The 12,078-nt window shown below is 60.2% G+C and carries 10 protein-coding genes; 9 read left to right on the top strand and 1 reads right to left on the bottom strand.

Annotated features, from left to right (window positions below):
• The first annotated feature begins 2 nt into the window (after nucleotides 1-2).
• The 9 genes from HCG46_RS08515 (at nucleotide 3) to HCG46_RS08555 (ending at nucleotide 10,399) form a co-directional block, all read left to right on the top strand.
• The gene (locus HCG46_RS08515; RefSeq protein WP_022999996.1) at nucleotides 3-1,019 is read left to right on the top strand and encodes an ABC transporter permease; all 1,017 of its coding nucleotides are present in this window, start codon (nucleotides 3-5) and stop codon (nucleotides 1,017-1,019) included.
• A 106-nt stretch (nucleotides 1,020-1,125) separates the two neighbouring features.
• The gene (locus HCG46_RS08520) at nucleotides 1,126-2,082 is read left to right on the top strand and encodes a substrate-binding domain-containing protein (protein WP_031268970.1); all 957 of its coding nucleotides are present in this window, start codon (nucleotides 1,126-1,128) and stop codon (nucleotides 2,080-2,082) included.
• Between the two features lie 100 nt (nucleotides 2,083-2,182).
• Nucleotides 2,183-3,238 (top strand): sugar phosphate isomerase/epimerase, encoded by a 1,056-nt coding sequence (locus tag HCG46_RS08525; protein ID WP_022999994.1) that lies wholly within the window; start codon nucleotides 2,183-2,185, stop codon nucleotides 3,236-3,238.
• Between the two features lie 249 nt (nucleotides 3,239-3,487).
• On the top strand, nucleotides 3,488-4,648 hold the full coding sequence (locus HCG46_RS08530; protein WP_022999993.1) for a Gfo/Idh/MocA family oxidoreductase: 1,161 nt from the start codon (nucleotides 3,488-3,490) through the stop codon (nucleotides 4,646-4,648).
• A gap of 460 nt (nucleotides 4,649-5,108) precedes the next feature.
• On the top strand, nucleotides 5,109-6,062 hold the full coding sequence (gene ytfQ / locus HCG46_RS08535; protein ID WP_022999992.1) for a galactofuranose ABC transporter, galactofuranose-binding protein YtfQ: 954 nt from the start codon (nucleotides 5,109-5,111) through the stop codon (nucleotides 6,060-6,062).
• A gap of 77 nt (nucleotides 6,063-6,139) precedes the next feature.
• Nucleotides 6,140-7,654, top strand: coding sequence for a sugar ABC transporter ATP-binding protein (locus HCG46_RS08540; protein ID WP_022999991.1), 1,515 nt, complete (start codon nucleotides 6,140-6,142; stop codon nucleotides 7,652-7,654).
• Complete coding sequence (locus tag HCG46_RS08545; protein WP_055658468.1) at nucleotides 7,654-8,694, top strand: ABC transporter permease; 1,041 nt, start codon at nucleotides 7,654-7,656, stop codon at nucleotides 8,692-8,694. The genes HCG46_RS08540 and HCG46_RS08545 overlap by 1 nt, the downstream gene beginning before the upstream one ends.
• Nucleotides 8,694-9,683, top strand: a complete 990-nt coding sequence (gene yjfF / locus HCG46_RS08550) for a galactofuranose ABC transporter, permease protein YjfF (protein WP_031268969.1) — start codon at nucleotides 8,694-8,696, stop codon at nucleotides 9,681-9,683. The genes HCG46_RS08545 and yjfF overlap by 1 nt, the downstream gene beginning before the upstream one ends.
• Nucleotides 9,629-10,399 carry a FadR/GntR family transcriptional regulator gene (locus HCG46_RS08555; RefSeq protein WP_208984467.1) on the top strand — a complete coding sequence of 257 codons (771 nt, stop codon included), beginning with the start codon at nucleotides 9,629-9,631 and terminating at the stop codon, nucleotides 10,397-10,399. Before yjfF ends, HCG46_RS08555 begins: the two co-directional genes overlap by 55 nt.
• Before the next feature lie 152 nt (nucleotides 10,400-10,551).
• Here HCG46_RS08555 and HCG46_RS08560 read toward each other — a convergent pair whose 3' ends face one another.
• Complete coding sequence (locus tag HCG46_RS08560) at nucleotides 10,552-12,060, bottom strand: aldehyde dehydrogenase (NADP(+)) (RefSeq protein WP_168685745.1); 1,509 nt, start codon at nucleotides 12,058-12,060, stop codon at nucleotides 10,552-10,554.
• Between the last annotated feature and the right edge of the window lie 18 nt (nucleotides 12,061-12,078).

Consider the following 12,078-nt stretch of genomic DNA (forward strand, 5'->3'; position numbering starts at 1 on the left):
CCATGATGACCGCGTCTGACGATACAGCGGCCAAGCCGGCCAAGAGGTCTTCCATAGACTTCAAGACGATTGGCCCCGCAGTTGCCCTTCTGATCCTTTGCATCATCGGCTTTCTGCTGAACCCTGCCTTCGTCAGCGAAGGCAATCTGACCAACCTTCTGACCCGCTCTGCCTTTATCGGCATCATTGCTGTCGGGGCGACCTTCGTCATCACCGCCGGAGGCATCGATCTGTCTGTGGGGTCCATGGCGGCAGCCATTTCCGGTGTCATGATCATCATCATGAACAACGCCGTCGAGACCATGGGCAGCGGTGTTCCGACAGTTCTGCTCGGCTGCGGCCTTGCCATCGTGCTGGGCATCGGGGCCGGCTGGGTGAACGGTGCCCTGACCACCAAGGGCAAGATCGAAGCCTTCATCGTGACGCTCGGCACCATGGGCATCTATCGCTCGCTGGTGACCTACTTTGCCGATGGTGGCACCCTGTCGCTCAACTTCGATATTCGCGGAACCTACCGGCCCGTCTATTACGACACGTTTCTGGGCCTGCCCTTCCCTGTCTGGGTGTTCATCGCGGTTGCCATCTGCGGCTGGCTGCTGCTGAACCGCACAGCGTTCGGCCGCTATTGCACGGCCATCGGCTCGAACGAGGCTGTCGCCAGATATTCGGCGATCAACGTGGACCGTGTGAAGACGCTTACCTATGTCATCCAGGGCCTGTGCGTTTCCTTTGCCACCATCATTTACGTGCCCCGCCTCGGCTCGGCGTCCGCGTCCACCGGCGTGTTGTGGGAACTTGAGGCGATCGCCGCGGTCATTATCGGCGGTACGGTGCTGAAGGGTGGGTATGGCCGGATCGGCGGCACCATTCTTGGCGCCCTCATTCTCACCACGATCGGCAACATTTTGAACTTCACCGATGTGATCTCGAATTACCTGAATGGAACCATGCAGGGCCTGATCATCATCGTCGCAGTGTTTCTTCAGCGCAGTGACTGGAAGCTCCGCAAGAGCAAGTAAGCCCCTGACCTGATTTCAACCGAACCGGGACCCGTCCCCAATTCAAATACCGGATCGCACCGGACGGGAGAGGTGCGTCCAGATGGCAGCATTGAAGGAGGAAGCAATGCTCATGAAGAAAGCTTTGGGAGTGATCGCGGTAACCGGTGCGCTGGCCTTTGCGGGCGCTGCGGTTGCACAGGAAAAAATCAAGATCGGCGTCAGCTATCCGACCCCGACCCATGCCTGGGCAGCCGGCATGAACTGGCACGCGGAACAAGCGGAAAAGCGGCTTGAGGCGCTTTATCCGGATGTCGATCTCATCCTGGTGAACTCGCCGGATCCGGAAGCACAGGCAAGTGCCCTGGAAGACCTGGTCTCCGTTCACCAGATCAAAGCCCTGGTGGTTCTGCCGTTCGAATCCGAACCGCTGACCGACCCGGTGCTGAACGTCAAGAAATCCGGTGCATGGATCACGGTCGTCGACCGCGGCCTCAGCCAGCCGGGCATCGAAGACCTTTATGTGGCCGGCAACAACCCGGAACTGGGCCGTGTTTCCGCGCAATACATGAAGACCCGCCTGAAGGACGGCGACAACATCGTCATCCTGCGCGGTATTCCGACGGTCATCGACAATGAGCGCTTCGACGCGTTCATGGCCGAGATCGAAGGCTCCGGCATCAACGTGCTCGACCACAAGCACGCCAACTGGAACCGCGACGACGGCTTTGAAGTGATGCAGGACTTCCTGTCCCGCTTCCCGGACATCGACGCGGTCTGGGCCCAGGACGACGACATCGCCATTGGCGTGGTTGCCGCCCTGAAACAGGCTGGCCGTGACGGCGACGGCATGTTCGTCGTTGGCGGTGCCGGCATGAAGGAAACCATCAAGGCAATCATGGATGGTGACACCCTCATTCCGGTCGACGTTCTCTATCCGCCGGCGATGATCGCCACCGCCATGGACCAGACGGTTGCCGCCTTCAAGTCCAATGGTCCGGTTGCCGGCCGCTACATTCTCGGTGCGACGCTGATCACGCCGGAAAATGCTGAAAACTACTACTTCCCGGATTCGCCCTTCTAAGGCTCCGGGACGTAGCAGGCCGGGGTCTTTCGCGATGGGACCCCGGCCTTTTCCACCTCACCTCACCTCACTTCACCTTCCCCGATTTCTGGAGAATGTCATGAAAACCATAAAGGGTCCGGCGTTGTTTCTCGCCCAGTTTGCGGGGGACGAAGCGCCGTTCAATTCCTGGGCATCGATCACGAAATGGGCCGCGGATTGCGGCTATCTTGGCGTTCAGGTACCCAGTTGGGACAGCAGGCTGATCGACCTTGAAAAGGCAGCCAGTTCCAAGACCTATTGTGACGAATTCATTGGAACGGCGCGCGAGAACGGTGTCGAGATCACCGAGCTTTCAACCCACTTGCAGGGCCAGCTCGTTGCCGTGCACCCGGCCTATGACACGGCTTTCGACGGCTTTGCCGCGCCGCATGTCCATGGCAATCCTGCCGCCCGTCAGGCCTGGGCGGTCGACCAGGTCAAACTGGCACTGGCCGCAAGCCGCAATCTCGGCATTTCAGCCCACGCCACCTTTTCCGGCGCGCTTGCCTGGCCCTATGTCTATCCGTGGCCGCAGCGTCCTGCCGGACTGATCGAAACCGCATTTGACGAACTTGCCAGACGCTGGCGTCCGATCCTCGACTATGCCGAGGAAATGGGGGTTGATGTCTGTTACGAAATTCACCCGGGTGAGGACCTGCATGACGGCATCACCTTCGAGATGTTCCTGGAGCGCGTCAACGGTCACGACCGCTGCAAGATGCTCTACGATCCGTCCCACTATGTGCTGCAGTGCCTGGATTATCTGGACAATATCGACATCTACAAGGACCGGATCGGCATGTTCCACGTCAAGGATGCCGAGTTCAACCCGACCGGACGTCAGGGTGTTTATGGCGGCTACCAGTCGTGGGTCGACCGCGCCGGACGCTTCCGCTCCCTTGGCGATGGTCAGGTCGATTTCGGAGCCGTCTTTTCCAAGATGGCCGCGAATGATTTCGATGGCTGGGCCGTGGTTGAGTGGGAATGCTGCCTGAAGCACCCTGAAGACGGGGCCCGGGAAGGCGCGGACTTCGTGAAGGCTCACATCATCCGCGTGACCGAAAAGGCCTTTGACGATTTCGCCGACGGCGGCAGTGACGAGGCAGCCAACCGGAAAATGCTCGGGATCAACTAGAGTTTTGACTTCGACGAGGCAACAATTGGAAGGGTCGGCGACGACGCTCGCCACCTCTCACTCTCGTCATGAGGAGGACCGCCCGGTCCGTTTCGAAGGATGGGCTGCAATCTTGAAAACAAGTGGCCCCTCCCTCGAAAAAGCGCATCCGCGCTTCCTCAGTATGAGGTTTCTATGTATGTAAACAACGCGTGTAATCGATTACAGCGCGCGGCACGATAGAACAGAAACAGTTTCAGGAGGAGCGATATGGCCATCGAAGGAAAAGACACCGTGCAGACGCGCCCGATCCGGCTCGGCATGGTCGGCGGCGGCAAGGATGCTTTTATCGGCGCCGTTCACCGAATTGCCGCACGCATCGACGGCGCCTACGACCTGGTGGCGGGCGCCCTGTCTTCCACCCCGGAGAAAGCGCTTGAATCTGGCCGCGCGCTCGGCCTCAAGGAAGATCGCATCTATGGCTCCTTCGAGGAAATGGCCAAGCGTGAAGCCCGGCTGAAAGACGGCATAGAAGCCGTTGCCATCGTGACGCCGAACCACATGCACTATCCGGCGGCGAAGGAATTCCTGAAACGCGGGATCCATGTCATCTGCGACAAGCCTCTGACTTCGACCCTGGCCGATGCCAAGAAATTCGTGAAGGCTGCGGAAAGCTCCGATGCTCTCTTCTTCCTGACGCACAACTACACCGGTTATCCAATGGTTCGGCAGGCACGCGAGATGGTGGCCAGTGGCGACCTCGGCACGATCCGCGTCGTTCAGGTGGAGTATCCCCAGGACTGGCTGACGGTGGAACAGCACAACAAGCAGGCTGATTGGCGTACAGACCCGGCACGCACGGGCCTTGGGGGCTCCACGGGCGATATCGGCACTCATGCCTATAATCTTGCCTGCTTCATCACAGGCCAGTCGGCGGAAAGCCTTGCTGCAGACCTGCAGTCCTTCGTTCCGGGCCGTCAGGTGGATGACAACGGCCACGTGATGCTGCGCTACGCCAGCGGCGCGCGCGGCATGCTGTGGTGTTCGCAGGTGGCACCGGGCAACGAGAACAATCTCAAGATCCGGATCTATGGCGACAAGGCCGGGCTCGAGTGGCACCAGGAAGACCCGAACTATCTCCACTACACGCCTTTCGGCAAGCCGAAGCAGCTTCTGACCCGGGGCGGTGCCGGCATGCTCGACAGCATCGCCTCGGCCACACGTGTGCCGCCAGGACATCCGGAAGGCTATCTGGAAGGCTTCGCCAACCTCTACAAGGACGCTGCCGACGCCATCCGTGCCCACCAGTCCGGCAAGGACGCCAGCTCTCTGGTTCCGGGAATCACTGACGGACTTGCCGGCGTGCGCTTTGTCGACGCCTGCGTCCGCTCTTCGGCGAAAAACGCTGCCTGGGTGAAGCTGGACGGATAGTCTTGCCTATCGTCGCACTTTACGAAGCCCGGGCTCTGCTGCCCGGGCTTTTGTCGTTTTCAGGGCACGCTCCCTTGAGAAAGCAGGGCCACAGAACAACATCCTTGCCGCTCTCGGCAATTCCACACGGTGGTGTGTACCGTACCCTGGAACTTGACTTGGAGCGGGAGGACCAATGATGAGCCTCATCCCTTCCTCGTCGCGCCATGGCTCAACAGTGGTTTCCATGCCTCTTCCTGACCTTCGTCACGCCTCCCGGAAATGGCCCCGCATCGGCGTGGATTGCCGGATCAGGCCCGGAAACGATGAGGGAAAGAGGCAATCCAGATCGTTATTTTTTTCATTATTACAGATACTTACCCATCCCGTTCGCACCGCACAACGCTACTCGCTTTACAAAAGTAATAAAGTATTACTTAATGATTTTTGTGAGGAGAATATACCTTGTGGAGGAGACCCTATGAAACTCAAGGCAATGCTTATTGCCGGGGCAATGTCGTTTGTCCCGATGACCGCCATGGCTGCCGATCTGACCATCGGTTTTTCGCAGATCGGATCTGAATCCGGTTGGCGTGCAGCTGAAACAACTGTCACCAAGCAGGAAGCTGAAAAGCGCGGCATTGATCTGAAATTTGCCGATGCCCAGCAGAAGCAGGAAAACCAGATCAAGGCGATCCGGTCTTTCATCGCACAAGGTGTCGATGCGATCCTGCTCGCTCCTGTGGTTGCCACCGGTTGGGACGAAGTCCTGGAAGAAGCCAAGGATGCCGAGATCCCGGTCGTGCTGCTTGACCGGACTGTCGACGCACCGGAAGATCTTTACATGACCGCCGTCACGTCGGATCTGGTTCATGAAGGCAGCGTCGCCGGCCAGTGGCTGGTTGATGAAACTGCCGGCGAGAAGTGCGACATCGTCGAACTTCAGGGAACAACCGGTTCCAGCCCCGCCATCGATCGCAAGAAGGGCTTCGAGCAGGCGATTTCCGGCCATGACAATCTGAACATTGTCCGTAGCCAGACCGGCGACTTCACCCGCAGCCAGGGCAAGGTCGTCATGGAAAGCTTCCTGAAGGCTGTTGGCGGCGCCAACATCTGTGCCCTTTATGCCCACAACGACGACATGGCCGTCGGCGCCATCCAGGCGATCAAGGAAGCCGGCCTGAAGCCGGGTGAAGACATCAAGATCGTCTCGATCGACAGTGTTCCGGACATCCACCTGGCGATGGCAAACGGCGAAGCCAATGCCACGATCGAACTGACCCCGAACATGGCAGGCCCGGCGCTGGACGCGCTTGAAGCCTACCTTGCGGATGGCACGATGCCGCCGAAGTGGATCCAGACCGAGTCCAAACTCTACACGCTCAAAGATGATAACATGGCCATCTACGAGATGAAGAAAGACCTGGGATACTAAGAACGATCCCGATGCCGGGCGGCCTGCCGCCCGGCATCTCAAGGTTCAGGAAGTCCGACTTCGGGGGAAGCCGATACATGGCGAGCGTAACCGACCCTGTGCTCGAATGCCGGGGCATATCCAAATTCTTTCCGGGGGCCATAGCGCTGGATGCAGTGGACCTGACCCTTTATCCGGGTGAAGTGCATGCGCTGCTCGGCGAAAACGGGGCCGGAAAATCCACCCTGATCAAATGCCTGACCGGTGCCTATCGGCGCGATGCCGGCACCATCCTCCTGAACAGCCAGGAAATCTCGCCCAACAGCACTCAGGACAGCCAGAAACTGGGTATCGGCACCGTCTACCAGGAAGTGAACCTGCTGCCGAACCTGACTGTTGCGGAGAACCTTTTTCTCGGCCGCCAGCCGATGTGGCACGGGTTCATTTCCCAGCGCAAGATGATGAAGATGGCGCGGGATCTGCTTGCCGAATTCGGCCTCTCCGTCAATCCGGCCGAGCCGCTGTCGGCCTATTCCGTCGCCGTACAACAGGTGGTCGCGATTGCCCGTGCCGTCGAGCTTTCCGGCAAGGTTCTGATCCTTGACGAACCGACAGCCAGCCTCGACCGGGACGAAGTCGACCTTGTTTTTTCCGTCATTGAAAAACTGAAGGCGCGTGGCCTTGCCATTGTCTTCATCACGCATTTCCTCGACCAGGTGTTCGAGATCTCCGACCGGGCGACGGTGCTGAGAAACGGCCGAGTGGTTGGCACCCGTCAGCTTGCAGATGCAACCCAGACCGAGATCGTGACGCTGATGCTCGGCCGGCAGCTGGAAGATCGCATTCACGACCGCGCCCCGTCGGCAACCGGTGACACATTGATAGAGCTGACGAACTTCGGCAAACGCGGCATGATCACGCCGTTTGACCTGACCGTGCGCAAGGGCGAAGTCGTCGGCCTGGCCGGGCTTCTGGGGTCCGGACGTACGGAAACTGCCGAAATCATCTTTGGCGCCGTGCAGGCTGACCAGGGCGAAGCGCTGCTGGAAGGCAAGAAAGTCACCATCAAGAACCCGCGTGAGGCCGTCGCGCACCGGTTTGCGCTCTGTCCGGAAGACCGGAAGAGCGACGGTATCGTCGGCGATCTTTCCGTGCGGGAGAATATCATTCTGGCTCTGCAGGCCCGACAGGGCTGGTTCCGGCCACTCCCGAAGGCAAAGGTCAACGAACTGGCGGAAGCCTATGTGAAGGCCCTCGACATTCGCCTCGCCAGCCTGGACATGCCGATCCGCCTGCTTTCTGGCGGCAATCAGCAGAAGGCACTGCTGGCAAGATGGCTGGCAACCAATCCGGCCTTCCTCATCCTGGATGAACCGACACGCGGCATCGATGTCGGCGCCCACGCGGAAATCATCGCCCTTATCGAGAAGCTGCGCGAAGACGGCATGGCGCTTCTTGTGGCCTCGTCCGAGCTGGAAGAACTCGTCGCCTATTCCACCCGGGTGATCGTGCTGCGTGACCGGCGTCAGGTATGCGAACTTGCCGGTGACGACATCACGACTTCCAACATTGTCGCGGCCATTGCCGACGAACCCATGGCGGAGGCCGTTTGATGACCGCACATGTTCACAACACCCTCCGGCGGATCACCCCGCAGCTGATCATCCTGGCTGCCGTTCTGATGTTGAACTTCATGGTATTCCCGGATTTCTTCCGGATAGAATTCCAGAACGGGCGCCTCTTCGGCAATCTGATTGACGTGCTCAATCGTGGCGCGCCAACCGCCCTTCTGTGCATCGGCATGACACTGGTCATCGCGACCAGAGGCATCGATCTGTCGGTTGGCGCCGTCATGGCAATTGCCGGTGCGGTTGCCGCTTCCCTTGCCGTGGATGGACACGGCTGGCACGTCGCCCTTACCGGTGCGCTTGCCGTCGGTGCGATCTGCGGCCTGTGGAACGGCGTTCTGGTTGCTGTCCTGCGCATTCAGCCGATCGTCGCAACGCTTGTGCTGATGGTCGCCGGCCGTGGCATTGCGCAGCTGGTGACGGAGGGAACGATCCTGACCTTCCTGGATCCTGGGCTCATCCACCTGGGCGCCGGCACGATCCTGGGCATTCCGACCCCGATCCTGATCTGGATCGGGCTTGGGCTCGCGGTTGCGGCCGTGGTCCGCAAGACAGCGCTTGGCATGCTGATCGAGGCAATCGGCATCAACGAGAGCTCTTCGCGCCTTGCGGGCATCAACAGCCGCGTGCTCATCATCTCGGTCTATCTGATTTCCGGTGTCTGCGCGGCCCTGGCCGGCGTTATCGTCGCGGCGGATATCAAGGGGGCAGATGCCAACAATGCCGGTCTCTGGCTCGAACTTGATGCCATCCTTGCGGTGGTCATTGGCGGCAACTCGCTGCTTGGCGGGCGTTTTTCGATCATGGCGTCGCTGCTCGGAGCCCTGATCATCCAGTCGGTCAATTCGGTGATCCTTCTGTCCGGCATGCCGCCTGAATTCAATCTGGTCATCAAGGCACTGATCATCATCGCGATCCTGGTCATCCAGTCTCCAACCGTGAAACACGCGCTCTACATCTTGCGGGCTTCCGCGGAGCCCCAGCCGTCCGACCCCATCAAGGAAGCGAAAGAAAGCCCGCAATGATCCGCTCCACTCATCTGCCGCTTCTGATCACCATCGCGACTTTCGTGCTGGCCTATACGCTGTGCGCGTCGCAATACCCGGCGATGCTGTCAACACGGGTCGTCGCGAACCTTCTGACAGACAACGCCTTTCTTGGAATAGCCGCCGTCGGCATGACCTTCGTGATCCTTTCGGGGGGCATCGATCTTTCGGTCGGCTCGGTGATCGCCTTTACCGGCGTCTTTCTGGCTGTGATCCTGAGGGATACCTCGATCCATCCGCTGGTCGCCTTTGTCCTGGTACTGGCGATCACCATTTCCTTCGGCGCGGCGATGGGGGCGATGATCCACTATCTGGAGATGCCGCCCTTCATCGTCACGCTGGCAGGCATGTTCCTGGCCCGCGGCGCGGCCTATGTGCTGTCGACCGACAGCGTGCCGATCACCCACGAGTTCTACGACACACTGCAGTCGCTTTACTGGAAGGCTCCGGGCGGCGGACGTTTCCGGCTCACCGGCATGATCATGCTGCTGACCTTCCTCATCGGCATCATCGTCGCCCACCGCACCCGCTTCGGCCAGAATGTCTATGCACTTGGCGGCGGGCTGTCGACCGCCCGGCTGATGGGCGTTCCCCTGGCAAGGACCACCATCGGCATCTACGCAACGTCAGGCGGCCTTGCCGGACTTGCCGGGATCATCTTCTCTCTCTACACGTCCGCCGGCTATTCACTGGCGACGGTCGGGGTGGAACTCGACGCCATCGCGGCGGTGGTGATCGGCGGCACATTGCTTACCGGCGGCACTGGTTTTGTCGCAGGCACATTCTTTGGCATTTTGATCATGGGGTTGATACAAACCTTTATCGTGTTCGACGGAACGCTTTCGAGCTGGTGGACAAAGATCGTGATCGGCGGTTTGCTCTTCGGCTTCATCTTGCTTCAGAAGGGACTCACTTGGGCAACGACACTGCGCAGAAAACCAGCGACAGAGTTCGCCGCGCAATCATGACCTTCGTCGCCACCGGCGGGTTGGGAAGCCAGATCGGAAACCATACCGATCAGGTTGTCGAGCAACTGGGAAGAGCCATCGTTGCAGGTGAGTATCCGCCGGAAACGATGATCCCCCTGGACCCGGACATTTCGGAAATGTTCGACGTCTCGCGCACGGTGGTGCGGGAAGCGAAGAAGACGCTGATCGCAAAAGGCCTGATCCAGTCGAAAGCCAAGGTTGGAACCCATGTCCGGCCCGCATCCGAATGGAACATGTTCGATCCGGACGTCCTGCGCTGGCACGCCGCGCTCAACAACCAGCGTCCGTTTCTGGAAGACCTGTTCGAGATCCGCCTGATCTTCGAACCGGCGGCGGCAGGCAGCGCCGCCAAGCGCGCAACCGATGCGGAATGCGTGACCCTGTCCAAACTCTGCGATAACCTTGCCACCGGCAAGGACAGGGCCGCCGTGGCCGTGGCCGATCTGGAGTTTCACAAGATGATCCTGAAGCTCTCCGGCAATCGCTTCCTGCAGTCACTTGGAGATCTCGTTCAGGCCGCGCTCTACTCCCTCTTCATTGCCGAGGCCAACGAGCGCAACGACCAGGAAACATACGAGTTCGTCGAGCGTCACCGCGCCATCGTCACGGCCATCAAGGCCGGAGACGCGAAGGCCGCTCATGACGCCATGGTCGCCGTCATCCTCGCCGGCCGGAAGATCGAACTGAATATCTGAGGCTTCAAACTTGAAAAAACGCCTCATCCTGAGGAGCGCACTTGTGCGCGTCTCGAAGGATGGGCCACTTGTTCAGAGCAAGGTGCCCATCCTTCGAGACGGACCTGAAGGTCCTCCTCAGGATGAGGTCGTCATTTGATCGCCCACCTGGCTCAGCTGGCCGGCAGCAGGTCGTCCGGCAGGTTCTGGTAGCAGACCGGGCGCAGGAAGCGCCGGATAGCCATCGTGCCGACGGAGGTGGCGCCGAAGTTGGTCGATGCCGGGTAAGGCCCGCCGTGAACCATGCTGTCGGCAACTTCCACACCGGTCGGGAAGCCATTGGCAAGCACGCGGCCTGCCTTGCGCTCCAGCACCGGCATCAGCTTGCGGGCAAGGTCCTTGTCGCCTGCATCCATCTGCAACGTGCAGGTGAGCTGGCCTTCCAGGCCCTTGGCGATTTCCAGAAGCTGTGCTTCATCCTTCACGCGGACCACGATGCCGAGCGGGCCGAAGACTTCTTCACCCAGTTCCTCGTTGGCCAGCCAGTTGTCGCCGGTTGTCTCGAAGACGTAAGGTGCGGCTTCACGGGTCTCGCAGGACGTGCCGATCAATTCGCGGACACCGCTGGAAGCGGCAACCCGCTTGGAACCGGACCGGTAGGCGGCCGCGATTCCGTCTGTCAGCATGGTCTGCTTGCCAATGCCGCCGAGGGCTTCTGTTGCTGTCGCAACGAAGGCGTCCGCATCCGGACCTTCGAGCACCAGGATAACGCCGGGGTTGGTGCAGAACTGGCCAGCACCCATTGTCAGCGATCCGGCCCAGCCCTTTGCAATTGCCTCGCCGCGAGCGGAGAGCGCCGCCGGCAGCAGGAACATCGGGTTGACCGAACCAAGCTCACCAAAGAACGGGATCGGCACCGGGCGCTGTGCGCACATGTCGAACAAAGCACGGCCGCCACGCAGGGAGCCAGTGAAACCGACGGCGGTGATCAGCGGGTGCTGAACAAGCGCCTGGCCGACCTCGAAACCATTGCCCTGGATGAAGGAGAAGACACCCGGATGCAGGCCGCAGGACTTGATGGCTGCGGCGATTGCCTCGGCAACGATCTCACCGGTGCCCGGATGGGCCGGGTGGCCACGGACGACCACGGGGCAGCCGGCAGCCAGAGCCGATGCCGTATCACCGCCGGCGGTCGAGAATGCCAGCGGGAAGTTGGAAGCACCAAAGACCGCGACCGGCCCGATCGGGCGCTGGACCAGCTTCAGGTCCGGGCGCGGCAGAGGCTGACGGTCCGGCAGGGCTTCGTCGTGACGCTTGTCGAGATAATCGCCTTTCAGAATGTGCGAGGCAAACAGGCGCAACTGGCCGGTGGTGCGACCACGCTCTCCCTGAAGACGCGCTTCCGGCAAACCGGTTTCGGACGTGCCGATCTCGGTGATGGCGTCCGCACGGGCTTCAATCTCGTCTGCAATGGCATTGAGGAATTTCGCCCGCTCTTCACTGCTGGAATAGCCATAGCTCCAGAAGGCTTCTTCCGCTGCGCGGCAGGCCGCGTCCACCTGGTCGGCAGTACCGACGGAAAAAGCGTGAGACGCGCCATGCGCCGGTTCGGAGGTAAATGTTACATCGCCGGCAACCCATTGCCCTGCAACAAGCTGCTTTCCGTGAGGCATAAATGTCATGTCAAACCTTCTGGTTTT

It is taken from the genome of Labrenzia sp. PO1 (assembly GCF_012273635.1).
GTDB lineage: Bacteria > Pseudomonadota > Alphaproteobacteria > Rhizobiales > Stappiaceae > Roseibium > Roseibium algicola.